Source organism: Streptomyces griseus (genome assembly GCF_001715295.1).
Classification (GTDB): domain Bacteria; phylum Actinomycetota; class Actinomycetes; order Streptomycetales; family Streptomycetaceae; genus Streptomyces; species Streptomyces griseus_G.
Genome location: NZ_MDKB01000001.1, coordinates 245,460 through 270,978 on the forward strand (window position 1 = coordinate 245,460; position 25,519 = coordinate 270,978).

Sequence of the window (25,519 nt, forward strand, 5' to 3'; positions counted from 1 at the left end):
AGCTCACTTCGCTGCAGGCGGGGGCCGGGTCAGGAGGGGCGGCGGACGAGTTCGACACCGATCAGCTCCAGCCGGAGGGAGCCGTCGGCGTCGATCAGCGCCGCGTCGCAGCGCGCCCCCGTCTCGTGTGCCTTCCGCCCCCGCACCACGCACCGCACGGTGCCGTCCACCGGGCCGCGCCGGTGCACCCTGCACTCGGCGACGGCCATCGGCAGCGTGGCCGCCCCGAGTACGGACTCGCCCCACAGCAGCGAGAGTTGGAGTGCTCCGTCCACGGCCGCCGGGTCGACCGTCCAGTGCTCCCCGCCCCAGTCCAGGGCGCGCAGACCCGCGACGGCCGCTTCGGCCCCGTGCTCCGAGACACCGCGTACCGTGCGCAGGGCGTGGAACCGGGGACCGTGGAAGAGGACCTCCCCGTCGTACCACGCGGTCCGGTCGAGCGGCTCCAGGCCGTCCGGGGTGTCCCACGCGGACACGTCGGGCTCCCCGGCCCAGGTGTCCAGGACCGCCCGGAAGTACGCCGGCCCGTCCTCGTCCCGCAGCTCCGCCTCCAGGCCCGACGGCGAACCCGGCACGTCCCGCCCGGCGAGCACGGTGAGCCGGTGGCCCGCTCCGGCCAGTTCCGGCAGGGCGTACTTCTGGTAGACCCGCAGATCCCGCAGGACGAGCGGCCCGGCAGCAGGCAGCCACGCCGTGGCCGCACCCGCGAACCAGTCCAGGACCAGCGCCACGGGCAGCACGGGTACCTCGGCGGGCGCGTGGTCGGCCAGCTGCGGCATGACGTCCGAGCGGACCAGCACCTGCGCCCGGCGCCGCCCGCCCGCCAGGGCCGGGGCCGGCGGTTCGTCGCCGGCCGTCAGGACGACGAGGGGCTCGCCGGCGGTGCCGTCCAGCTCGGCCGTGAAGGCCGCGGCGCCCTGCTCCAGAGGGATCAGCGGGACCCCGGACCGGCCGAAGTGCGCGGCCAGGGAGGGCGTGACCATGCCCCCCTGCCAGGGGCCCCAGGCCACGCACCGCACCAGGCAGCCGGGGCGGCGGGCCTGCTCGGCCGAGGCGACCTGGCGGAGGACCTCGTTGGCCATGGCGTAGTCGCTCTGCCCCGGGTTCCCGAACACGGCGGCCACCGAGGAGAACAGGCAGAGGGTGTCCACCGGGTCGTCCGCCGTCGCCGCCAGCAGCGCCCGCAGACCGTCCACCTTGGTGGACATCACCAGCTCGGCCTGCTCGTCGGTCTTGTCGGCGATCAGCCGGTCGGCCAGCACACCCGCGCCGTGCACGATGCCGGTGACCGGCCCCCACGTCTCGCGTACGTCACGCAGGGCAGCGGCCAGGGCGTCACCGTCGCGGACGTCCAGCCGGAGGTACCGGACGGGTGACCCGGCCGCCTCCAGCGCGGCCAGCGTCGCCCGTACCTCGCGCACGGCCAGGATCTCCCGGGCCCGCGCCGCGAGCCGGGCGGGCGTGGTGTCCGCCGCCTCCTCGCCGGAGCGCTCCGCGAGCAGGCGGGTGAGCGCCGGTTCGTCGGACGCCGACGTCAGCCCGGCGGGTTCGGGGGCCAGGTCCGTCCTGCCCAGCAGCACGATCCGCGGGCGGTGGGTCCTGGCCAGGCCGAGCAGAGCCGCGGCGGTCACCCCGCGAGCCCCTCCGGTGGCGACGATCACCGATGCGGACGTGATCCGCCGCGTGTCGCCGGGCTTCACCGGCTCGGACACCATCCGCGGAAGAGTGCGGGTGCCGTCGGCGCGGAGGCCCACCTCCGGGTCGGCTCCGCCTTCGAGGAGTTCCCGCACGATCGCCCCGGCGACCTCCTCGTCGCCCCGGCCGCCCCGCTCGCAGTCGACGACCTTGACCGAGGCGTCCGGCCACTCCTTCGCCGCGGTCCTGGCCAGGCCGGCGATCCCGCCCAGCCAGGCGCGGCCGGGCGCACGGCCCGCGAGCCCGAGGTCACCTCCGGTGTCCTGGACGGCCACGAACAGCCGGTGCTCTTCCGCCGGTCGTGCCGCCACCGCGCGCGCCGCGCGCAACGCCGAGCGGTGGGCCTCCCGCGCCCCCTCCGGTGTGCCGTCCGCGGTCAGCCCCCCGAGATGGACGACCCCGCGCGCCTCTGCGGGCACCCCGGTCACGGCTGTGGCGGCCACGCCGCGTCCCGTCAGTTCCCGGGCGACCAGGCCGGCGAGCGGACAGGCGTCCGGGCCTCCGCCGGTCACCACGACCGGCCCGTCCAGCAGTCCCGCCGTCATCAGTCCGGACGCCGGCGCCTCCACCGCGCGCGGGACCAGCCGCGTCAGCGGCGTCTCCCCGCCGGACCCGTTGCGTGGGGCGGGCAGTCCGGCAGCTTCGGGAAGCGCGGGGGCCCGGGGAACTCCGGAGGGACCGGTAGGCCCGCGGTCCGGCACGGCGGAAGCGCCCGCACGGTCGCCCGGTGCCGGTGTCCCGGGAGGCGGGGCACCGGCGGTGAGCGCCTCGACGATCTCGCGCAGCGTACGGAGCCTGCCCAGCTGCCTGACGTCTCCCGTCGCCACGTCCCCCACCTGCCGGCGCACGGCCGACAGGATCTCGACGCGCTTGATGGAGTCGACGCCCAGGTCCGCCTCCAGCTCCATGTCCAGGTCGAGCATGGTGGTGGGGTAGCCGGTGAGCCGGGCCACCACCGACAGGAGCAACTCCTCCAGTTCCGCCGGGGACAGGGCCTCCGCACCGCCGACGGGACCGGGGCCGGGATCGGGGGCGGGGGCGGAAGCAGGGGGCACGGGTGCGACGGGGAGGGAGACGGGCGCTGCTGCCGGAAGCTCCGTCGCAGCCGGGGCGGGTTCCGCCGGAGCCGGAGCCGGAGCCGGAGCCGGAGCCATGGCCGTGGCCGGTGCGGGCGCCGGAGCCGGTGTGGGCCGCGGCGACGAGGAGCGGGGGAGCGGCAACGGGGCCGGGGGAGCCGGTGCGTCCGGGGTCCCACCCGCGGGCGGAACCCCGAGCATCGCGGCCAGGGTCGTCTCCGTCATCCGCAGGAAAGCCATGTGGCTGTCCGTCAGCATGCGCTGGCAGGCCGTGTGAGCCTCCGCCGTCTGCCGCTGGACACCTTCGACGGCCGTGAACCAGTCGCCACCGGCGACGTTCGGGACCCCGGCGCCGTACCGCGTATCGGCCTCGTGCACCGGTTCGGGCTCCGGGGACGGCACGACCTCGCTGGTGGGCGCCGTCTCCGGCCGCCAGGGCGAGGCAGCCGTCCCGTAGGCCGGGGGCCGCGCGGTGGGGGCCGGGGAAGCGGCCTGCTCCGTCAGGGGATCCGCCGCGGACCCGGACGCGTACGGATGTACCGGGGCGGGCCGGGTCCCGTGTTCCGGCTCGGGGCCCGCCACGGGCGGGGTTCCGGCGACCGCGGCGCGCGGCGGTTCGAGGTGACTGTGGTTGGCTCCGCTGATCTTCACGGTCATTCGGGGCTCGCGCTCCTTCGCTGAGGTTCCGGGAGGGGCGTACGGCGCCCACAGACGGTCGAGATCAAGAGGGACACCGCGTACGGCCAGTGCGCCGAGCGCGGTGTGCAGGGTGTCGGCTCCGGACCGGCCCGGCCGGTCCAGGGCGACGGCCGCGTGCTCGCGGTCACCGAGGATCTGCCCGACCAGGCCGGTCAGCGTGGCGCCCGCACCGACCTCGACGAACGTCCGTACGCCCTGGGCGTACATCGCCTCGACCTGGTCCTGGAAGAGCACCGGTGAGGTGACCTGCCCGGCGATCCGGCGGCGCACCTCACCGGGCGACGACGGGTACGGCGCCGCGTCCGCGCTGCCGTAGACCTCGATCCCGGGCTCCGCGAGGGGCACCGTGCGCAGGTACGCGGCCAGCGGTTCCACGGCCGGGGCGACCAGCGGACTGTGGAAGGCCGTCGAGGTGGCCAGCCGGCGCGTGCCGATCCCCTCGGCGGAGAACGCCTTCTCGACGCGCGCGACGGCCTCCGCCGAGCCCGACAGCACGATCTGCCGCGGGGAGTTGTGGTTGGCCGGCCAGATGTCGCCTGACCCGTCACGGGCCAGCACGTCCTGCACCTGGGCGCGGTCCGCCGCCACCGCCAGCATCGCGCCCGCGGTGACCGCCGCGTCCCGCACCAGCTCACCGCGGCGGCGCGCCAGACCCACCAGCGCGTCGGCGTCCAGCACACCGGCGCAGTGCAGCGCCACCAGCTCACCGAAGCTGTGGCCCGCCACGCAGTACGGCCGTACCCCCAGCTCCCACACCACCTCCAGCAGCGCGAGGGCATGCACCGCCAGCGCGGGCTGCGCCCACTCCGTGGCGTCCAGCAGGGTCCGCCGAGCGGCACGCTCCTCTTCGGTGAAGGCGGGCGGCGGGAACACGACCCGGTGCAGGGGCCGCCCGTCGAAGCGGGCACCGCCCAGCCGGTCCCACACGGCCTGGGCGGCCGGCGCCAGCATCGCGAGGCCCGCTCCCATCCCGACGTACTGGGAGCCCTGCCCGGGAAACAGGAAGCCGACGCGGCCGGGGGCGGCCTCACCGTGGGCGTACCGGATGCCGGAGGGGGTGCAGAACGCCTCGCCGGGGTGCTTCCGGATCAGTGCGACCGCCTGGGCGTACTTCTCCCGCAGGTCCTCGGTGTCGGTGGCGACGACGGCCAGCCGCACCGGTGCGGCGGATGAGAAGGCGGCGTGACTCTCCCGGGCGAGCGCGGCCAGGGGGCGGCCGTCGTCCGCCGGCGGTGGCACCAGGTCGGACGGGGAGGCGCCGCTGAACAGGACGAGTTCGCCGGGAACGGAGCGGTGGCGCAGGGCCGTACGGCCCCCGGCGCCCGACGGCACGTACTCCTCCAGCGTGACGTGGAAGTTGCTGCCGCCGAAACCGAAACTCGACACCGCGGCCCGGCGCGGGTGCCCTGCGGGCCGCACCCACGGCCGGGTCTCCGTGTTGACGTAGAAGGGACCGTCCGGGGCGGCGGCCGCCGGGTTCGGCCGGTCGACCTTGACGGTCGGCGGGAGCACCTTGTGGTGCAGGGCCATGACGGCCTTGAGCAGCCCCGCCGCCCCCGCCGCGCACTTGGTGTGCCCGATCTGCGACTTGACCGAACCGATCGCGCACCAGGGTCCGTCCGTGCGCCCTGACCGACCGAACACCTCGCCCAGAGCCGCCAGTTCCGCGGTGTCCCCGGCCTTGGTCCCGGTCCCGTGCGCCTCCACCAGCTCCACGGTCTCCGGGCCGTACCCCGCCTCCTCGTAGGCGCGGCGCAGCGCACGCGCCTGGCCGTCGGGCAGGGGGGCGTAGATCGCCGTGCTCCTGCCGTCGGAGGAGGTGCCGATGCCCCGGATCACGGCGTGGATCCGGTCGCCGTCCCGCTCCGCGTCGGACAGCCGCTTCAGGGCGTACATGACGACCGCTTCGCCGAGCATGGTGCCGTCGGCGTCCGCGGAGAACGGCCGGCAGTCACCGGTGGGGGACAGGGCGGGTGTCTTGGAGAAGCACAGGAACATGCCGATGTCGTTCCCGGTGTCCACGCCTCCGCTGATCACCAGGTCGGCCCGGCCGAGCGACAGTTCGCCGACCGCCGTGGACAGGGCCGCCAGGGAGCTGGCGCAGGCGGCGTCGGTGGTGTGGTTGATGCCGTGCAGATCGAACCGGTTGGCGATCCGGCCCGCGACGACGTTGCCGAGCAACCCGGGGAAGGTCGACTCCCGCCATGGCGCGAAACGGGCCGAGATGCGGTCGCAGACGGCCTGCGCCTCGGCCTCCCCGACCCCGCACTCGCGCAGCCCCGCGAGCCAGACCGGACGATGGGCGCGCCCGTACATGTGCGGCAGGAGCTCCAGGGCGGCGGCACCCAGGACCACGCCGGTCCGGTCCCGGTCCACCCCTGCCGGGGCCCCGGCGTCCTTCAGCACCTGGTCGGCGACCATCAGGGCGAGCAACTGGGAGGTGTCCGTCGCCGGCAGGTTGGCCGGGGGCACCCCGTAGGCCAGCGGGTCGAAGTCGACCTCGGGGAGGAAGGCGCCCCGGCGGGCGTACGTCTTGTCGGGGGCCGCCGGGTCCGGGTCGTAGTGGTCCTCCACGCGCCAGCGGGAGGCCGGCACCTCGGTGATCAGGTCGTGGCCGCCGGTCACGATCCGCCAGTAGCCGGCCGCGTCCGTCGCGCCGGGGACCAGGGCTCCCACACCGACCACGGCGACGGGGATCTGGCGGGGGGTGGAGAGGGAGCCGGACACGGTCGCTCCTCCGGGTCGGGCCCCGGTTGCGGGCGCCTCGGCCGCGCCGGTGCCACTCATGCCAGCTCGCAGGGTGTGTAGGTGAACGCCTCGGGAGGCAACGGGACGCCGTAGGTGCGCAGTTGGTGGGCGCGGGTGAGCACGGCGGCCCCTTCGAGGAGGTTGAGCGCGATCTGGACCGTGGACCGGCGTGCCGGCTCGGCCAGGAACGTGCCGGCCACCCACCGGTTGAACGCGCCCATCGCGGGCCCGCACCAGATCTGGTAGTCGGCCTGCCGCGACCTGTCCCCGCTGATCGCCCAACGGCTGGAACCGCCCAGGTACCAGCGGAAGACCAGGGCCATACGGTGTTTCGGGTCCGCCTCCGCACGGGTGATCTCCGCGGGGTCGCGCTGCTCCCAGAAGGCGCGTGTGCGCTGCCAGATCTCCTCGAACGGGGCACGGAGCACGTCGCGTTCGATCGAGGTGCGCAGCGCGGCCGGGATCTCCTCCAGGGATCCGTGGTCCCGGTACGCCGCATGCAGCCGGCCGGCCCGCTGGGCGAACATCGTCCCCCGGGACAGCACCTGCAGTGTCACACCGAGCTCGAACATGTCGGCCGCCGGTGCCATGGCCACATCGGCGATGTCCGCCTCACCGAGCATCGCCTTCGCCGCGTCGGACAGACCGGCCTCGGTGGCCGTCTGGTTCACCGAACCCACGACCACGTAGGAGGCGCCGAGGGCGAAGGCGGCGGCCACCGCGTCCGGTGTGCCGAGGCCGCCGGCCGCACCGATCCGGACCGGCCGGCGGTAGCCGAACCGCAGGCACACTGCGTCGCGCAGCGCGGCGATCCTCGGCAGCAGTACCGACAACGGCCGGTTGTCGGTGTGCCCGCCGCTGTCCGCCTCCACGGTGATGTCCTCGGCCACCGGTACCAGGGCCGCCAGCTCCGCCTCCTGCGGGGTCAGCTTCCCCTGGGTGACGAGGGCACCCAGCAGGGCGGCCGGGGCGGGGGAGAGGAACCTCTCGGCGACCTCGGGCCGGGAGACCTTGGCGAGGACGTGCGTACGCCGGACGACGGCGCCGTCCGCCCCCCTGCGCAGCCCGCGGGCCGAGCACAGCACCACGGCCGGGGTCAGCTCCATGAAGGCCGACGCGGAGATCCGCGGGACCCCGCAGCGCAGCAGCAGTTCGGCGACGTGCGACTCCAGCGCCGGTTCGGCCGGTGAGTGGATGAGGTTGACCCCCCAGTTCGTCCGGTCCGCCAGCTCGTGGGCCAGTTCGCGTACGGCCCGCTCCACCTCGGGGTGGCCCAGACCGCCCGCGCCGAAGAACCCGAGCATCTCCGCGCGGGCCATCGCCGAGACCATCCGGGTGGTGGCGATGCCGTTGGCCATCTCGCCGGCGACGTAGGGGAAACGGACCCCGTGCGCCTCGCAGAAGACGCGTCCGCCGAGCCACTCCGGGTAGAGCGGCGGCAGCGTACCGAGCACCCGGCCGCCGCCGGGCGCCGGACCGGCCGCGAGGCCCACCTCGCGGCCGTCCGGCCCGCTGACGACGTGGACGGGTTCCCGGATCCGCCCGGCACGGGCGGCGATCCCCTCGGGTGAGAAGGCCGGCGGAGACACGGCGGGGAAGCCGGGAGCGGTGAGGACGGTCAAGGAAGGGCTCCAGCGGGAGAGGACGTGCGCGGGTCAGACGGGACGGGCGGAGAGCGAGGCGCGAGGCGGCGTGCGGGGCGACTCCTGGAGAGCCCCGGCGCGGGGGTTCAGGCCGGAGCGGAGATAGTCGAGGCCCACCGGGGCGGATACCCCCGACGGCCCCAGCAGGGCCCTGACCCGGGTGTCGTCGAACCGCCGCCGGTGGGCGAGGTAGGCCGTCAGACCGGGGTAGAAGTCCAGCACCGCTTCCACCGCCGACGGGGCGTCCGGCCGGGTGGCGACCAGGTCGATCGACAGCGAGGCCAGCTCTTCCAGCAGGGTGACGACCGTCGGTACGGGCACATCGCGGTCATGGACGACGTGGTAGGTGTCGACCCCGCCCGAGGGCGTCCGCCCGGCCAGCCGGACCATGACCTCGGCCGCGTGTTCCACCTGCAGCAGGTTGAGCCGGCCGTGCGGATGCCCCACCGCCCGGACGCGGGGCCGGTCGGCCGGACCGGGGCCGCGAGGCCCGTGTTCCCCGGCTTCCGGTCTGCCGCCCGACGCTGCCGTGTCCCTCCCCTGGCCCTGGCTCGTGGGGCCGGCGGCGTGCCGGGCCTCGCGCAGGATCCGCTCGATCACCATCAGCGGGTGGGAGGGCAGCTCCGGGTGCGGCGGCACGTCCGTGACCAGGATGCTCGGCCGCAGGACCACGGCCGGGCGGCCGTGCTGCCGGGACCACGCGTGGACCAGCAGCTCGGCCTCGTACTTGGACTGTTCGTAGGCGTTCTCGAAGCCGGAGGCGTCGTCCAGCTCGTCCTCGTACGCCACGCCCTCGCGCCGGGCCCCGGCCACGAACGCGGTGCTCACGTGATGGACCACGGGCTTTCGGCGGCCCGCCGCCGCCAGCTCCAGCACGTGCCGGGTCCCCTCGAGGTTGGTCCGGCGCAGTTCCGGCAGGTCCCCTTCCAGGTTGATGCTGCCCGCACTGTGCCAGATCGCGCCGAGGCCGTCGGCGACCTTCTGGAAGGTCCGCCGGGACAGCCCGAGCCGCGGCAGCGAGAGGTCGGTCTCCACGACCCGCAGCCGGGCCGGGAGTCCGGCGGTGAACGCCGTGGGCGCGCCGGTCAGTTCGAAGAAGCGGGTGATGCGGTCCAGGGCGCTCCCGGATCCCGCGCGGGCCAGGACCGTGACCGACCCGTGCGTGTCGAGCAGGCGGTGTAACAGGCGCAGTCCGAGGAATCCGGTGGCCCCGGTGAGGGCGACGTGCACGAGCGTGGCTCCAAGGGCGGTGAAAGGGGGGCGGGCCCGCGACCGTGCGAGGGGGCGGAGGCGGGGGGCGCTGCCGGTGGGGCGGCCGGGAGCGGGGGAACGCGACGCCACCGGCGTCCTGCGACGCGGAGTGTCACCGGCGGTCGTACCGCGAACGGGCCGGCCGATGCGGCCGGTCCGAGCTGGCGGTACTCGCCGGTCGCCCGGCGCCCCCGTCGCGCCGGCGTTCCCCGGCCTTCCTCGGCCCGGTGACCTCCGGCGCACGGCACACGATGTCAGACGGCCGGCCGCGCGCGAGCCCGGATTCCCCCTGCTCACCCGAACGGAGTACGCCGCTCCGTGACCGGGGCGTGCCGGGCCGGGCCGCTGGAACGCCGGTCGGGTCCGGGCCGCGGGAAGGTCCGAGGTGTCGGCCGTCCTGGGAGGTCCCGGCAGCCCTGTCCTCCTTTCGGGGGAACCTGCGGGCAGCGGCCCGGGGGTGCCTCCCCGGGGCCGCCGCGTCGTCGGCAGCGGGCGGTGGTGCTGCGTCAGCCCAGGTACGGGAGGGGGAGCGGGCACTGCGGGGGGTCCGGGGCGAACGGGGCGGGCCATGGCGGGGGAGACGGGAAGGGGGCCACGCGGGGCCGGGGGGCGGTGTTCCGTGCCGGAGGCCCGGTCCGCTCGGCGGTCATCCTGAGGGCCGGCCGGCAGGGGCGGGTCGGCGTCGTGGCCGGCCCGGGCCGGGGAAGGGACCCGGCCCGGTGCTCGTCCAGCGCCGGCCGCTCGTGCCCCTGCTGTTCCTCGGCCCGCCGGTCCGTTCGTACTCCCGCTGTCGGCCCGCCGGTCCGTCCGTACTCCGCTGTCCCTCCGCCCACCGGTCCCTTGCCGCCGCCCGCCATTGGAGCCCTGAAGCCGTATGCCCGCCCCGGATCAGTCAGCCCGGCCCACCCGCCTCGACCTCACCGCTCGGCCCGACGCCACAGTCCCGGCCGGCCGCTCCGCCGGGCACGACCGGTCCGCGGCCCTCCCCGGCCACCCCACCCACTCGGTCGACCGTGCGTTCCTGAGCCTGGAGCGCCGCCGGCCCGACGTCCGCTGGGACGCCGGTGGCGTCGCGTACCTCAGCGGTCCGCCCCCGGCCCTCGCCGACCTCCGCATGTACGTGGGCTTCCGGCTGCGTGGCATGCCTCTGCTCACGAGCCGGATCGAGGGCGGCCGCCGGCCCCGGTGGCGGCCGGACCCGGATTTCGCCGTCGACCGGCACGTCCACGAGGTGGTCGCCGACGGCCCCGCCGCATGGGACTCCGCCCTGGACACCGCGCTCAACGCCCCGTTCGCGCCCGGCGCCTACTGGGGGCTCTGGCTGGTCCACGGCCACGCACCCGACGCGTACGCCGTGTGCTACCGCTTCCACCACGCCTGCCAGGACGGCTCGGCCGCCGCCATGACCTTCCGCGCCGTGCTGGGCGACGGTGAGCCGTCGGCCCGGCCGGTTCCGGGCCGGGGCGGTCGGGCCGGAGCGCTGCACCGGGCGTTCGCGGCCGCCGGGCTGACCACGAGGTGCGTGGCCGCCACCTTCCCCGTCCGGGGCCTTCGGTCGGAGGCCGCCTTCACCCCCTCGGGGGAGCGGCGGCTGTGGCGGGGCCGCGTACCGGCGGCCACCCTCCGCCGGATCGGTGGCACGCGTGGCGGCTCGGGCCATGACGCCCATCTGGCCGCACTCGCCGGTGCGTTGTCGGTCTGGTCCGCCCGTGCCGGTGTAGCGCTGCCCCGGGTGACGGCGGTGCTGCCCGTGGACGCACGCCGCCCGGACGAGGACCAGACGTGGGGCAACCGGTGCTTCGCCCTGCCGCTGGGACTGCCCGTGTCTACCGCCGCGGAACACCCGGACGGGTCCCGGGACGGTGACGCGCCCCTGCGGCGGCTGGACGCCGTGACGAGGACGACCCGCAGGCTGCGGGGCGAGGCATGGCGCCAGGCCGTTCAGGACATGGTCCGCTTCATGCCGGCCCGCCCCACCGAGTGGTACATGCGAAGGGTGCTCTCTCCCCGCGTCACCGACGTCATGGCCACCTCCATGCCGCTGGCCGGCAAGGGGAGCCTGGGGGAGGCACAGGTGACGGGCACGGCGCTGCTGCCCCTGCTGCTTCCCGGGCACCTCTTCGGGGTGGGGCTGTCCTTCTTCGGTGAGTGGGCCGAGGTTGCCTTTCTCGCCGACCGCGCCCTGCCGCTGGGCGGTCTGCTGCCGGAGCTGTGGGAGCAGGCCGTGGCTGAACTGGAGGAGAGTGCGACGGCTGTGTGAGCCGGGGCGCTGGGGACGGTACCGGCCGCAGCGCCGGCCTCCGGCGGCTCGCTCGTTCCGTTCGGATCACCCGGTGTCGGCCGCCGGAGCGGGACCGGTCACGGTGGCGGGCAGCGGCGGGGCCGCACGGCGTGCTCGGCGTCCGCCCGCTCGGAGTTCGCGGCGGAGGGCGCGTCGGTAGGAGCGGACGTCGATCTCGATCCCGTGACGGTAGGTGGGGACGTAGGTCGTGTCGTGGCGTTTCCGCTCGCGGGCGATCGCCCGTGTCATGTCCGTCGGTGAGGGCAGGGCGACCGTTCCCTCGATCAGGCCGGCGATCCACTCCGCCTGCGGTTCGAGCAACGGAAAGGCCGCGCCCGCGGGCTGGGCCAGTCCCATGAAGTAGAGCCCGGGCAGCCGGGGCGGCACGGTGCGCAGATAGAGCTCCGTGCGGCCGCCCGGAGCGGCGAAGACGGAGGGGTCCAGGAAAGGGAAGGAGAGGGAGTAACCGGTGGCGTACACCACGGCGTCCACATGTTCGCTGCTGCCGTCCGTGAAGTCCGCCGTGTCGCGGCCGAACGACCTGACGCCGGGCTTGGGGGTGACCGCCCCCCGGGCCAGCTGGACGAGGAGTTCGTCCGACGTGGAGGGGTGGGCGGCGAACGGGCCGCGGCCCGGCTCGGGGAGTCCGTAGTGAGCGGGGGCGCCCCGGGCCAGCCGCAGCAGGAGCTTCATCGCCGGGCCCTTGACGCATCCGGGGAGGCCCGACAGCGGGCTCCACGCCAGATGGTCCGCAGGCCGGCCGAGCAGCATTTTGGGGAAGACGTGCGCCGGGTCGCGTGCGGAGAGGAAGGTCCGCGCCGCCGTACGGGAGATCTCCGCAGCGATCTCGCAGGCGGAGTTGCCCATGCCGAGCACCAGCACCCGCAGGCCGGCGTACGGCTCGGGCACCCGGTAGTCGTGCGAGTGGACGGCGGGGCCCTCGAACTCCTCGGCCCCGGGCACGGCGGGCTCCGGGAGACGTGGGTCCCAGTGGTGCCCGTTGGCCACCACCACCTCGCTGTAGCGCCGTGTCACCGCCTCCGCGCCCGCGTCCCCGCGGCGCCGGACGGCGACCTCCCAGCCGCCGTCGGCCAGGGGCCGCACCGAGGTGACCTCCGTGCCGAGCAGGATGTGGCGGTGCAGGCCGAACGACGCGGCGTAGTCCTCCAGGTAGGCGAGGACCTTGCTGTGGTGAGGGAAGACCGGGTATGTCTCCGGCATCCCCAGCGAGGAGAAGGACATGCTCTCCTTCGAGATGTTGGCGTGCAGCGAGGCGTACACCCCGGACATCCCGTTGTCGTTGCCGTACCGCCAGAGCCCGCCGATCCCCGAACCGGCCTCGAAGCAGTCGAAGGGAACGTTCCGCGAGGTGAGGACCTTGCTCGCGGCCAGCCCGGACGGCCCTGCTCCGATCACGCACGTTCTCCGCATGGCTGACCGACCTTCTCTCGGGTGCGCGTGACGTCGCCGGTACGCGCCTGAACGGGACAGCGGGGTGAGCGGGGCCGCGGTCTCCGGAGGCCTTCGGGCACCCGGTCCGGACATGTCCCCGAGATCGGAGGAACCACCGGCCCGTCAGGGGCTGTCCGGCACGGCCGGAAGAGGAGTGGTGGACCTGGTCGCGGAACTCCGGCCCCGTTCACGCTAGCCGTCCCCGCCGCCTCGTGGCCGGTCCACGGCAGTAGATCCGCCGCACGGGTGGGACATCGCTCACCGGGTTGACGCCAGGGATCGGATGCGCTTCCCGAGCCGTTTCCCCTGTGTGGCCCGCTCGTTGGGCACGGGCGGACCGGGCACGGCCCCCACCGCCACGCGTCCGCCGACCGGAGGACGCGGACCGGTTCCGCGGCCGACAGCCACCCCGGTACGACGGAGCAACGCGATGGACGTCAGAGATGTGCACCACTCCTACCGGCGGCACGCCGTCCTCCGCGGCGTGGACCTCCGGCTGCGGCCGGGCACCCTCGCCGGGATCGTCGGGGAGAACGGTGCGGGCAAGTCGACCCTCCTGAAGATCCTCTCGGGGGAACTCGCGCCGGACCGCGGCTCGGTGCGTCACTACGGCCGGTTCGGCTACTGTCCGCAGTCCGTCGTCCTGGACGACTCGTTCACCGTCCGTCAGCACGTCGACTTCTTCAGGACCGCGTTCGGACTCGCCGACCTGCGACGGGCCCGGGAAGTGATGGAGGTCCTGGCCTTCACCGAGTACCTCGACATGCGCGTGGGCCTGCTCAGCGGAGGCTCGCGGCAGAAGCTGAACCTGACCCTGGCGCTCATGCACGATCCGGACGTACTGCTGCTGGACGAGCCCTACCAGGGGTTCGACTGGGAGACGTACCTCCGCTTCTGGGAGCTGGCGACCGAGTTGCGCGACACCGGGCGCTCGGTGCTGGTCGTCTCGCACCTGGCCTACGACCTCGACCGGCTGGACCAGCTCTGGCGCCTGGAGGGCGGGCGTCTCCACCGCCAGGAACGGCGTACGGGAGCGGCGGCATGAGGCGGCACTGGTCCCTGTTCACGACGGCGTCCCGGTACGCGCTGGTCGGGCACACCCGCAACCGGTTCGCGATGCTGTTGGTGGTCGTGTACATCCCGCTCTGGATCGCCCTCGCCTGTATGACGATCCCCGGCGGGCCGGCTCCGTTCCGGCTGCGGGCCACCGGCGAGATCCTGTCCCCGCCCGGCAACCACCTCACGCAGATCACCGGTGCGCTCAACGCGGTCACCCTGATCGCCGGGTTCATGATGTTCGTCGCCACCTTCACGGGAGGCGCCTTCGACCGGCGCCTCACGATGGCCGGATATCCGAGGTATCACCTCGTCCTCGCCAAGCTCTCCGCCCTCACGCTGGTCTGTGCCGCCGTCGCCGTGTACGCCACGGCCGCCGTCGGGCTCGCCTGGCCGACGCGGCAGCCCCTCGTGCTCACCGCCGCGCTGTTCTTCGCCGCCATGACCTACGGTGCGCTCGGCGTGGTCCTCGGATCGGTGCTCCGCCGGGAGGTGGAGGGCATGTTCGCCATCCTGATGATCAGCATCCTCGACAGCGCCCTGCAGAACCCCCTCTCCAGCTCCGGATCGGACAGCGCGCTCGTGTGCTTCCTGCCGACGTACGGCGCTGTGCAGGCCAGCATGTCCGCGGCCTTCTCCGGCGCGTCGGCGGCCCAGGGCCTCGCGATCCAGTCGCTCTGGCTCGTCGGCACCGCGTCGGCCGGGTTCCTGGTTTTCCGCAGGCGCACCCGCAACGCGCTCCCACCGCAGCGCACACCACCGGTTCCGGCTCCCTCCGGGCCCGGGACGGCCGGGGGAGCGCATGGGACCGCGCCGCCGGTCGGGTACGGCCCGTCCGCGGAGTCCGTACAGCGCCGGTGACCGAGTGCCCCGGCCGTCCCGCGGGGGCTTGGCTCGTCGTACGGACGGCCGGCCACCCTGCGGGGCCACCGGCCGTCCACCCGGACAGGGGCCGCGAGCCGGCACGCTGCTGGGGGCATGACCCGGGGGCGTGAGGGGACCGTGACCTGGAGCGGCTCCACTCGTTCTGTAGCCGTCGGGCGCTGTCGTGGTGCCCGGGCCGACCCGCCTCCGTGCAAGGATGACCACCTCCATGAGTCTTTCGCGTACCGTCCAGCGCACCGTTCTCACCGCGGTACTCCTGTCCGCCTCCGCGCTGGCCGTCCCCTCCACCGCCCAGGCCGCCCCGCTCCCACCGGCGTGTCAGGAGGCGCTCCTCGAAACGCTCGACAAGTTCCCCGTCGTGGACTTCACGGTCCCCGACAAGGCCAAGAACACCCTGCTGGGCGAGGTGCTGGGGCTGAGCGAGGACGACCAGAAGGCCTTCACCGAGGAGGCGTGCGCGGCCTGGAACACCTGGGCGACCGACAACGGGCAGGCGGTCGCCGCCGACCTGGACAGCCGGTACCGCAACGCCGCAGGGCCCGTGTGCAACAAGTTCGCCAAGTCCTCCCTGGCGACGATCAAGAAGTACGCGCCGAACGTACCGGCTGGGACGCGGGAGCTGGAGACGCTGGCGAAGCGGATCTGGAAGAACGCCATGGAGAAGCTGGCCGCCAACGCCACCAACGCCGACTGCCGTACGGCGTACACCGGGGCGAAGGCGGGCTGGTAGGGAACACCGGGCGGACCGCGCCGCGAGGGCGCCCGGGGGCCTGGCCGGCGCCGCACCGGGCTGCGCGCAGGGCCCCGACACTCCTGTGGGTGGGCACGGCACGCGTACGGGGGACAGAAGCCTCTGACGTCGCGTCACGTGCGGTCGGCGGCAACTCTGCTGGGGGGCCGCGGTGTTCATGCACGGCGTGAGCCGCGGTGAACGAGGATTGCGCCACCCCGCCGCCGGACCCGCGTCCGAGCCGCAGTGGGCGGCGAAGCGCACGGCGGCCGTGCTCACGCCGCTCGGCACCGGGGTACGGAGGGGCTCCTGCATCGTGCCCTTCGTAGGAATCTACGACGAGGGCCGACCGGGTGGCCGTCTCCTTCATGGCTTCGGTGACTGCCCCCGACGGACCCGGGCCGGATGTACTTGCGCCAGGCCGCGTTACGGGAATCCCGTCTGCCCTCCGGGCAGACGACGCTGCTTTCGGAGCACGCCCTGGCGTCCCGACCGCGCGTGGACGACTCATGGAAGGGACGGTGGAGCCTCCTGTCGACCATCCGGACACCTCCCGTCCCCACCCCGCAGCACTTCCATGAGCCGGCGCCCGGCCCCACCGGGGCCGGCCCGCCGGGGGCCGGACGGAGCGCGCACGGCCGACGCGAGGGAAGAAGCGACCGGCGCTCGCCGTACGGCGGGCGCGGGACCGCCGGTCCGCCCGCCGTCTCCGCCGCCCCGGCGGCCGGGAACGCGGTCCGCCCTGCCTTCGGGCCGGCGCCACCACCTCGGACGGCACGCGCCCGCCCCCGCTGATCCCCGCAGAGCTTCACGTAGTGCCCGTGTGCTCCCTCGGTGCGGTGTCCCGCACCGAGGGAGCACACGGAGTCCCGACCGCCTGCAACGAAGGAGCGACCATGACCGCGCACGCCCAGGAGAAGAGCACCCAGGATCTCGAGCGCGCCTGGATGGACGAAGCCATCCGACTCGCCACGAAGAGCGTCGAGAACGGCGGCGGTCCCTTCGGCGCGCTGATCGCCAAGGGCGCCGAGGTCGTCGCGATCGGGAACAACCACGTCACCTCGGACCTGGACCCGACGGCCCACGGGGAGGTGAGCGCGATACGTGCCGCCTGCCGGAAGCTCGGCACTTTCTCGCTCGATGGGTGTCTCCTGGTCACCTCGTGCGAGCCGTGCCCGATGTGCCTGTCCTCCGCGCTGTGGGCGCGGGTCGACCGGATCATCTTCGCCGCCGACCGGCATGACGCCGCGGTGGCCGGGTTCGACGACCGTAAGTTCTACGACCTGTTCGAGAAGAAGTCCGCGGAGCTGTGGCCGATGGCGATCACGCAGGTGGAGATGGCGAACCGCATGGCACCGTTCGACGCCTGGCTCGCCAAGGCCGACCGCGTCGACTACTGACCGTACTCCGGCCGCTGACCCCGCATCGGCCCCAGCCCGGCCCTGCACCGCGCGGCTCATCGCGCCCTGGCATCGGGTGGCGTGGCCGGGCCACGGTGGACTCCCCGTGAGGTACCGCCGTGAAGCGGGCCCGGATCCCGCCGATCGCTTCGTGAACGCCCCAGGTCTACCCCGGTGACCTGGGGCTTTCGCCTCCCCGGTGCGCCGGAGCCCGCCGGGGCGCCGGCACCGCCGGGCCCGGAAGCGGTGCCTCGCGTCCGTGCGGTCGTACGAGCACGAGGCACCCTGCCTGTGCGGCGGAGCGTCAGTTCCCGTCGGCCTCGAAGGTGCGCAGCAGGTCCGCGGCGACGCTCACGGCGATCGTCGCCGGTTCCTTGCCCGTGATGTCCGCCAGGCCGATCGGGGTCTTGATCCGGTGGATCGTCGCGTCGTCGTGACCGCCCTCGGTCCGCAGGCGCTCGCGGAACCGCACCCACTTGGCCGCCGACCCGATCAGCCCGATGGAGCCGAGGTGGGGGGCGCGCAGGGCTGCGTCGCACAGCGCGGCGTCCTCGGCGTGGTCATGGGTCATGATCAGGACGTGGGTGCCGCGCGGCAACTCCTCCAGCACCTCCTCGGGCAGCAGCGGCGTGTGATGCACGTGCACCTGCGCCACCGCGTCCGCCAGCACGTCGAGCCGTGCCTCGCCGAGCATCCCGGAGCGGGTGTCGATCAGATGGAGATCGAGGTCCTGGCGCGCCAGGATGCGTGCCAGTTCCAGCCCGACGTGCCCCACGCCGAAGACCGCCACCGCGCCTACCACCGGCAGGGGTTCGAGCAGGACGGTGACCGTACCGCCGCAGCACTGCACGCCGTGCGGTCCGGTCACCTTGTCGTTCAGGGCGAAGTCGACGAGCTCCGTCCCCGGCTCGGACGCGGCGATCATCTCCCGGGCCCGGTCGATCGCGACGGCCTCGATGTTGCCGCCGCCGATCGAGCCCCAGGTCTCGCTCCGCCCCACCACCAGCTTCGCGCCGGCGTCGCGCGGGGCGTGGCCGCGCACGGTCGCGACGGTCACGAGCACGCCGGACTCCCGGCGCGCCCGCAACCGCGCGACGGCGGCGACCCAGCTCGTGTCAGGCACCGCTCGACGCCGCCGCGTCGGCGCCGACCTCGCTGCCGGAGACATCGCCGCTCCCGGCATCGCTCCCGGCGGTGAATCCGCCGCCTGCGTGGCCGGCCTGGGAGGTGGCGCCGCGGCGGGCCTCCTCGATCGCCCAGTACACCGCTTCCGGGGTCGCGGGCGAGGCCAGCTCGACGGCGACCCCGCCCGGCCCGAACGCGGCGGCGGCCTGCCGCAGCGCCTCCCGTACCGACAACGCCAGCATCAGCGGGGGCTCGCCCACCGCCTTGGACCCGTAGACCGAGCCCTCTTCGGTGGCGTTCTCCAGCAGCGTGACGTTGAACTCCTCGGGCATCTCCGAGAAGCTGGGGAGCTTGTAGGTGCTGGCGGCCTGGGTCAGCAGCCGGCCGCGGTGCGGCCCGTCGGTGGCGTCCCAGCGCATGTCCTCGAGCGTCAGCCAGCCCGCTCCCTGTACGAATCCCCCCTCGACCTGACCGATGTCGATCATCGGGGACAGGCTGTCGCCGACGTCGTGCACGATGTCCACGCGACGGATGCGGTACGCGCCGGTGAAGCCGTCTACCTCCACCTCGGCGGCGGCGGCCCCGTGGGCGAAGTACTTGAACGGCGAGCCCCGGAACGACGCCGCGTCCCAGTGCAGTCCCTCGGTCCGGTAGAAACCGGCGGCCGACAGCTGTACCCGCTGGAAGTACGCGATACGCACCAGGTCGTCCCAGGCCAGCTCCCTGTCGCTGCCGAGGCCGCGTGCGACGCCGTCGACGATGCGTACGTCCGAGGCGTTCGCGCCCAGCTCGGTGGCGGCCACCTGGAGCAGTCGCCCACGCAACTGCTCGCAGGCGTTCTTCACCGCAGCGCCGTTGAGGTCGGTCCCCGAACTCGCTGCGGTGGCCGAGGTGTTGGGGACCTTGTCGGTACGCGTGGGGGCCAGGCGCACCTTGTGCAGCGGGATGCCCAGGGAGGTCGCGGCGACCTGCAGCATCTTGGTGTGCAGTCCCTGGCCCATCTCGGTGCCGCCGTGGTTGATCAGGACGGAACCGTCCTTGTAGATCAGCACAAGCGCACCGCCCTGGTTGAAGGCGGTGAGGTTGAACGAGATGCCGAACTTGATGCCGGTGACCGCCAGGGCCCGCTTCGTGTGCGGATGAGCGGCGTTGAAGGCGTCGATCTCACGCCTGCGCTCCGCGACACCGCCGTTCTCCAGGGTCTTGTGCCAGACGGCGGAGATCCGGTCGGGCTGGAGAACCGGCTGCCCGTACGGCGTCGTCTGACCCTGCCGGTAGAAGTTCCGCTCCCGCAGCTCCATCGGGTCCAGACCGAGGAGCGGGGCGCACCGGCCCATGATGTCCTCGATGACGAGCATGCCCTGCGGTCCGCCGAAGCCCCGGAAAGCGGTGTTGGAAGCCTTGTTGGTCTTGGCGACGCGACCCGCGATCCGGGCGTGGGGAAGCCGGTAGACGTTGTCGATGTGGCACAGTGCGCGGGCCACCACCGGCTCGGAGAGGTCCAGGCTCCAGCCACCGTCCGCGGTGAGGGTCGCGTCCAGTGCCCGGATACGGCCGTCCGGGTCGAAGCCGATCGTCCACGTCGCGTGGAAGCCGTGCCGCTTACCGGACATGGTCAGGTCCTGCGTCCGGTTGAGCCGCAGCCGTACGGGCCGGCCGGTCAGCCTGGCGCCGAGCGCGGCGACGGCCGCGAACCCGTGCGGCTGCATCTCCTTGCCGCCGAAACCGCCGCCCATCCGCAGACACTGCACGGTCACGTCGTGGCTGTGCAGGCCCAGGACGTGCGCGACGATCTCCTGCGTCTCCGACGGATGCTGGGTGCTGCTCTGGACGAACACCTGCCCGGCCTCGTCGATATGGGCCAGGGCCGCGTGCGTCTCCAGGTAGAAGTGCTCCTGGTCGGAGAACTGCAACTCGCCGGTGAACACGTGCGCGGCGCCGGCCAGGCCCGCGTCGACGTCACCGGTCACCATGACGGGCCGGGCGCCGTGGAAACTGCCGGTCTCGATCGCGTCCCGCAGGGTGACCACGGAGGGCAGTTCGTCGAGCTCGACCTCGACGGCCGCCGCCCCCAGCCGGGCCGCCTCCAGGGTCTCGCCGAGTACCCAGGCGACCGCGTGGCCGTAGAACATGACGTGGTCGGGGAACAACGGCTCGTCGTGTTTCATCCCGGCGTCGTTGACACCGGGCACGTCGGCTCCGGTCAGTACGCGCACCACCCCCGGCACGGCGAGCGCGGGCTCGGTGCGCAGCGCGGTGATCCTGCCGTGTGCCTTCATGACCTGGACCGGGTGGGCGTGCAGCACGTCCTTGGTGCGATGGACGAGATCATCGGTGTAGAGCGCCGTACCGGTGACGTGCAGGGTGGCACTCTCGTGCGGCATCGAGACCCCGACGACGGGCTTCTCGGGGCGTTCTGACAAGTGACTCATGACGACACCGCCTCGGTGGTTCGCGCGTACAGCTTCAGCAGGCTCTGGCCGAGCATCGCGGAGCGGTAGAGGGAACTGGCGCGGTGATCGCTCATCGGCGTGCCCTCCCCCCGCAGCTCCCGGGCCGCGGCCCCGACGGTCTCCGCCGTCCAGGGCCTGCCCTCCAGGACCGCCTCGGCGGCGAGGGAGCGGATCGGGGTGGCGGCCACGCCGCCCAGGCCGATGCGCGCCTTGCGGACGATCCCGTCCTGGACGTCGAGCGCGAAGGCGACGGCCACGCTGGAGATGTCGTCGAAGCGCCGCTTGGCGATCTTGTGGAAGGCCACGACCGGCGACAGGGGCAACGGGATGCGCACCGCGCGGATCAGCTCGCCGGGACGCCGTACGCTCTGCCGGTACCCGGTGAAGTAGTCGGCCAGCGGGACCTCGCGCTCGCCGTCGGCGTCCGTGAGCACCACCGACGCCTCCAGCGCCAGCAGCACGGGCGGGCTGTCACCGATGGGGGAGCCGGTACCCAGGTTGCCACCCAGGGTCGCGCCGTTGCGGATGAGCCGGGACGCGAACTGCGGGAACAGCTCCGCGAGCAGCGGGACGTCGCCGCCGAGTCGGCGTTCGATCTCGGTGAGCGTCAGCGCCGCCCCGATCACCAGGGAGTCCGGCTCGACGCGCAGTTCGCGCAGTTCGGGCAGCCGGTCGACGGCGACCACGCAGTCCGCCCGGCGGGCCCGGAGGTTCACCTCGACGCCGAAGTCGGTGGAGCCTGCGATCACCACCGCGTCGGGCCGCTCGCGCAGCACCTGCAAGGTGTCCGCCAGGGTGTGCCTGCGCAGGAACACCCTGCCGTCCTGGACGTACTCGGTGGCGACCGGTGCGGGCGGGGCCTGCTCGCGCCGCTGCGCCAGCGGGTCCCCGTCGGCGGGCGTGCCCACGGCGAACGCGGCATCGCGGATCGGGCGGTATCCGGTGCACCGGCACAGGTTGCCGCTCAGCGCGTGCAGGTCGAACCCGTTCGGGCCGTGCTCTGCGTCGGCGCTGCCGGCCGGGTCCGCGCCGCCGTCCTGGGGCGCGCCCTCGACCCGCTCCGTGTGCGCGCAGCGGTCGGAGCGGTAGTACTCGGCGGCCATGCTGCAGACGAATCCCGGGGTGCAGTAACCGCACTGGGAGCCGCCCCGGGCCGCCATCTCCTCCTGCACCGGGTGCAGGGCGGCCGCGGTTCCGGCGGGGGCGAGGCCCTCGGAGGTGATGACCTCCTGGCCGTCGAGCGCCGCGGCCGGAATCAGGCAGGCGTTGACCGCCACCCAGTCCGTGGGCCTGTCCACCCCGGGTCGGGCCACCAGGACCGAACACGCGCCGCATTCACCCTCGGCGCAGCCTTCCTTGGTGCCGGTGAGGCCGCGCTCGCGCAGGAAGTCCAGCGCGGTGGTGTGCGTCGCGGCCGGTGTGAGCGGGGCTTCTTCTCCGTTGACAGTGATCCGCGCCGCTACCATGACAGGCCTTCGCACCTGTGCACGATCGGTCGATCCATGATGTTCGCCAATGGTCAGGCAGCTTTCTGTGTGCAGACACGCCACACGAGGGACGCGGGCGCAGAGAGGCGCGCGGCGGTGACGTGCTGGAAGGCAGGGAGGAAGAACCAGGGACGTGCCGGAACAGGCACATCAGAACGGCGCGATCAGCAGCCGTGCGCGATCCGGCCCGGGACCCAGACGGTGCACTGGGCAAGGCGACCGAGGTCGGAGCAGGTGTACATCCGGCGGTCGCCTCCTTCCGGCAGTCATGGACCGATGGTCACCGCAAGTTAGTGGCTTGCGCCACAGAGGTCAAGGGTCCCGCTCGGCCGCGGCACGCGCAAGCGGTCGCGCGCGGAGGGGCGGCATGACCGCCGGGGCAGAACCGCCGGGCCCCTCGACGGCATCCGGCCGTCACCGGTTCCGGCGTGGCCGGGGGGCGGTGTCGCGGCCCCAGGTGCCCGGAAGGCCGGTACGGCCCCGGAAGAACGATCCCGCGGCGCGGGCCGGGATGTCTCTGCTCCTGGACGCCGCGCACGCCGTCGGCGGGCCGGAGCGGGACCCGCTGGACCGCGTGACCGGCGATGCGCTTCAGGTCGGACCGGCTCCGTCCCGCCCGCGGAGGCGTTCCCGGGGCCCGAAGCCAACACGTGCCCGATCGTCCGAGGCGCGCTCCCGCGCGTTTGGCGGCCGGGCCGAGGGCAGGCGTGAGCCGCCCGCCGGCGGCGGTGGGGGTACGCCGGGGAGCGCCGGCCGTACCCTCAACCGCGTGCCCCGGGTCCTCGGGCCGGTGGACGACGGATCAGTGGATCAGTGGATCACTGCGCCGGCGCGTCGGCCGGTCAGTGGTCGGAGTAGCTGAAGTCGCCCATCGTCCAGGCACTGACGTCCTCGATCGCCACGCGGTACATCCCACCCGTCTCCGGGATTCCCACCTCGCCCTGGAGGATGCGCGCCACATGGAAGTGCAGGTGCGTGGGCGGCCCTTCCTTGCGCGCCGCCGCGGTGAACACGGCGGAGAAGTCGCTCAGGCGGGCGGAGTCCGCCAGCACCTCCGACACCCGCTGCCGCCACACGGCTTCCGGGGCGAGCCGCCCCGTGATGACCGCGCCGCTGGCGACCACGGTCAGGGACATCTGATTGCTGTGCCCGGACTCCACCAGGGCGGCAACGTCAACGAGCAGTTCGTCAGGCTTCGACATGACAGAGGATTTTAGACCGTGTCCCCGCGTGCGGTTCCGTCGCCTGACGGGTACGGGCATCGGGCACGAGACGGCGGACCCACGCCGTGGCCGGCCGGCAGCGCTCCTGCGGACTGCCGGAGCGGAGGCGGAGAACCGGAGCGGGTGGGGTGGTCAGGCGTCCGCGGAGCCGCCCCGGACGACGCAGGACCGGTTGTTCTCCCAGCCCCAGCCGGCGCCGTCGGGGTCGGGGGAGCTGCTCGCGCAGTACGGGTAGCCGTTCGGTGCGGTGCCGCCGTTCGAACCGTCGCCGTGGACGGTGGCGCGCTGAGATGGGCTTCGCCGTTCCCGAGGACCTCTCGCTGCTCGCGTGGGACGACTCCCAGCTCTGCCGGATCACGCATCCCACCCTTTCGGCCATGAGCCACGACGTGCACCAGTTCGGAGCGGAGGTGGCCCGTTCGCTCTTCGCCCTGCTGGACGGCACCCACAGCGGCCCGCTCCAGGTCGCCACCCCGTCACTCACCCCCCGCGGCTCCACGGGGCCCGCGCCCCTGTAGAACACCGGCCACCCGCGGAACACCCGCCGTGTCCCGTGCCCGCCGCCGTTCGGCACACGCACGCGTCGGTGCGGGAAGCGGTGCGGTCCCCGGGGCGAGTCGGGCAGGCGCCTCCGGTCGCCGGACGGGTCCCGTGCAGCACGTCGGCCCGGGCGTCGCCGCCCGGCGGGGGAGCGCCCGTAGGCCCTCCTTCTCCGCATCGAGGAACGGCACTCCCCATGGCCCTGCCTGCCTCCCGGTGTACGGGGCGCCGGGGGCTCGTCGTGCTCGTGCGTACCGGCACGGGCGGCCGCCCCTCCCTGCCGCCAGGGGCCTCCGCAGGGCTGAAAAATACCCCCCAGGGTATTGCTGTTACAGTGGGGTGGACGATACCCCCCGGGGTAACAGCCTACGAAAGGAGTCCTCCGTGTTCTTCGTGGACACCCTGGAGACCGAAGGCCTGGGCAACCGCAGCTACCTCGCCGGCGGAGCCGAGACGGCGGTGGTCGTCGACCCGCCGCGCGACGTGGAGCGGGTCGTGGCCGCGGCGGCCGGCCGCGGGGTGCGGATCGCTCACGTGGTGGAGACCCACGTGCACAACGACTATGTCACCGGTGGTGTGGAGCTGGCACGGCTGACCGGCGCGCACTACCTGGTGCCCGCCGCGGCGCGCGTCTCCTTCGAACGGGTCCCGGTCGCCGACGGCGACACCGTCACCGTCGACTCCGGCCTCGGCCTGCGGGCGCTCGCCACTCCCGGCCACACCCCGCACCACACGTCGTACGTACTGGTCGAGGACGGTCGGGAAGTCGCCGCGTTCACCGGGGGATCGCTGCTGATCGGCACGGTGGGGCGACCCGACCTCGTCGAGCCGAGGCTGACCAGGCAACTGGCCCACGCCCAGCACGCCTCCGCGCACCGGCTCGCCGGAGAACTCCCCGACGACGTGCGCGTGCTCCCCACCCACGGGTTCGGGAGCTTCTGCTCCTCCTCCCAGGCGGAGGGCGACGCGAGCACCATCGGCACGGAGCGGGCCACCAACGACGCCCTGACCCAGGACGCCGACACCTTCGTGGCCCGGCTGCTGGCCGGCCTGGAGGACATACCCGCCTACTACGCGCACATGGGCCCGGTCAACGCGGGCGGCCCCCCGCCGGTGGACCTGACCCCGCCGAGGACGGCCGACGCCGAGGAGATCGCGGAGCGCCTGGCCGCCGGTGAGTGGGTCGTCGATCTGCGCAGCCGTACCGCGTTCTCGCAGGGTCACGTCGCCGGGACCTACAACTTCGAGGCCGACGGCAAGCTGGCCACCTACCTGGCCTGGCTGATCCCGTGGGGGAAGCCCGTCACGTTGCTCGCCGAGTCCGCCGCGCAGCTCGCCGACGCCCAGCGTGAGCTGGTGCGCGTCGGCATCGAGCGGCCCGCTGCCGCCGCGACGGGCGAGCCGTCCCACTGGGTGCGGGCGGGCGAGAGCCTGCGCTCCTTCCCCCGCGCGGACTTCGCCGCCCTCCGGGAGGCCCGGGAGCGCGGCGAAGACGTCGTGGTGCTCGACGTGCGCCGCGACTCGGAACGCGCCGGCGGGCACGTGCGCGGCTCGGTGCACATCCCCGTGCACGAACTGCGCGGGCGCACCGGCGAGGTCCCGGACGGGACGGTGTGGGTGCACTGCGCGGGTGGGATGCGGGCCGCCATCGCCGCCTCGCTCCTCGACGCGGAAGGACGCGACGTGGTCGCCGTCGACGACGGCTTCGACGCCGCCGGGGACGCCGGCCTCACGGTCGCCCCCACCAGCTGATCCTCCACGAGCAGAAAGGCACA

Annotated in this window: 14 protein-coding genes and 2 pseudogenes; 7 read left to right on the forward strand and 9 right to left on the reverse strand. The window is 73.9% G+C overall.

What is annotated here, in order from left to right; translation table 11 throughout:
- Window positions 1–29 precede the first annotated feature (29 nt).
- From BA175_RS00970 to BA175_RS00980, 3 genes are read right to left on the reverse strand one after another with little or no spacing between them, the layout of a single operon-like run.
- A complete protein-coding gene (locus BA175_RS00970) occupies window positions 30–6,257 on the reverse strand; it encodes a type I polyketide synthase (RefSeq protein ID WP_079159324.1) in 6,228 nt (2,075 codons plus the stop codon).
- Window positions 6,254–7,840: a PfaD family polyunsaturated fatty acid/polyketide biosynthesis protein gene (locus BA175_RS00975; RefSeq protein ID WP_069169252.1), complete on the reverse strand. Its 1,587-nt coding sequence runs from the start codon at window positions 7,838–7,840 to the stop codon at window positions 6,254–6,256. The genes BA175_RS00970 and BA175_RS00975 overlap by 4 nt, the downstream gene beginning before the upstream one ends.
- 33 nt (window positions 7,841–7,873) lie before the next feature.
- A complete protein-coding gene (locus BA175_RS00980; RefSeq protein WP_069169253.1) occupies window positions 7,874–9,091 on the reverse strand; it encodes an SDR family oxidoreductase in 1,218 nt (405 codons plus the stop codon).
- An 895-nt stretch (window positions 9,092–9,986) separates the two neighbouring features.
- On the opposite strand from BA175_RS00980, the gene BA175_RS00985 reads away from it, so the two are divergent.
- Window positions 9,987–11,372: a wax ester/triacylglycerol synthase domain-containing protein gene (locus BA175_RS00985; protein ID WP_069169254.1), complete on the forward strand. Its 1,386-nt coding sequence runs from the start codon at window positions 9,987–9,989 to the stop codon at window positions 11,370–11,372.
- Window positions 11,373–11,438: 66 nt separating this feature from the next.
- On the opposite strand, the gene BA175_RS00990 is transcribed toward BA175_RS00985, so the two are convergent.
- Entirely contained in the window at window positions 11,439–12,809 is a 1,371-nt protein-coding gene (locus BA175_RS00990; RefSeq protein WP_254667787.1) for a flavin-containing monooxygenase, read from the reverse strand.
- A gap of 466 nt (window positions 12,810–13,275) precedes the next feature.
- Here BA175_RS00990 and BA175_RS00995 point away from each other — a divergent pair, with 466 nt between their 5' ends.
- The 4 genes from BA175_RS00995 (at window position 13,276) to BA175_RS01010 (ending at window position 16,916) form a co-directional block, all read left to right on the forward strand.
- Entirely contained in the window at window positions 13,276–13,890 is a 615-nt protein-coding gene (locus BA175_RS00995) for an ATP-binding cassette domain-containing protein (protein ID WP_069169256.1), read from the forward strand.
- On the forward strand, window positions 13,887–14,762 hold the full coding sequence (locus BA175_RS01000; RefSeq protein WP_069169257.1) for a hypothetical protein: 876 nt from the start codon (window positions 13,887–13,889) through the stop codon (window positions 14,760–14,762). The genes BA175_RS00995 and BA175_RS01000 overlap by 4 nt, the downstream gene beginning before the upstream one ends.
- A 232-nt stretch (window positions 14,763–14,994) precedes the next feature.
- The gene (locus tag BA175_RS01005) at window positions 14,995–15,516 is read left to right on the forward strand and encodes a hypothetical protein (RefSeq protein ID WP_069169258.1); all 522 of its coding nucleotides are present in this window, start codon (window positions 14,995–14,997) and stop codon (window positions 15,514–15,516) included.
- A gap of 896 nt (window positions 15,517–16,412) precedes the next feature.
- Entirely contained in the window at window positions 16,413–16,916 is a 504-nt protein-coding gene (locus tag BA175_RS01010) for a nucleoside deaminase (protein WP_069169259.1), read from the forward strand.
- Between the two features lie 304 nt (window positions 16,917–17,220).
- Here the strand turns inward: BA175_RS01010 and xdhC are convergent, their stop codons facing one another.
- The 5 genes and pseudogenes from xdhC to BA175_RS31530 form a co-directional block, all read right to left on the reverse strand.
- Window positions 17,221–18,039, reverse strand: coding sequence for a xanthine dehydrogenase accessory protein XdhC (gene xdhC / locus BA175_RS01015; protein WP_069169260.1), 819 nt, complete (start codon window positions 18,037–18,039; stop codon window positions 17,221–17,223).
- Window positions 18,032–20,473, reverse strand: coding sequence for a xanthine dehydrogenase molybdopterin binding subunit (gene xdhB / locus BA175_RS01020; RefSeq protein WP_069169261.1), 2,442 nt, complete (start codon window positions 20,471–20,473; stop codon window positions 18,032–18,034). The genes xdhC and xdhB overlap by 8 nt, the downstream gene beginning before the upstream one ends.
- Complete coding sequence (locus BA175_RS01025) at window positions 20,470–21,960, reverse strand: xanthine dehydrogenase small subunit (protein WP_069169262.1); 1,491 nt, start codon at window positions 21,958–21,960, stop codon at window positions 20,470–20,472. Before BA175_RS01025 ends, xdhB begins: the two co-directional genes overlap by 4 nt.
- Window positions 21,961–22,823: 863 nt before the next feature.
- Window positions 22,824–23,183, reverse strand: coding sequence for a hypothetical protein (locus tag BA175_RS01030; protein ID WP_069169263.1), 360 nt, complete (start codon window positions 23,181–23,183; stop codon window positions 22,824–22,826).
- Between the two features lie 153 nt (window positions 23,184–23,336).
- A pseudogene (locus tag BA175_RS31530) lies at window positions 23,337–23,441 on the reverse strand (carbohydrate-binding domain-containing protein); the annotation flags it as partial.
- Between the two features lie 47 nt (window positions 23,442–23,488).
- Here BA175_RS31530 and BA175_RS01040 point away from each other — a divergent pair.
- Window positions 23,489–23,722, forward strand: a pseudogene (locus BA175_RS01040) (substrate-binding domain-containing protein); the annotation flags it as partial.
- A 406-nt stretch (window positions 23,723–24,128) separates the two neighbouring features.
- Window positions 24,129–25,496, forward strand: coding sequence for an MBL fold metallo-hydrolase (locus tag BA175_RS01045; protein ID WP_069169266.1), 1,368 nt, complete (start codon window positions 24,129–24,131; stop codon window positions 25,494–25,496).
- Window positions 25,497–25,519 lie beyond the last annotated feature (23 nt).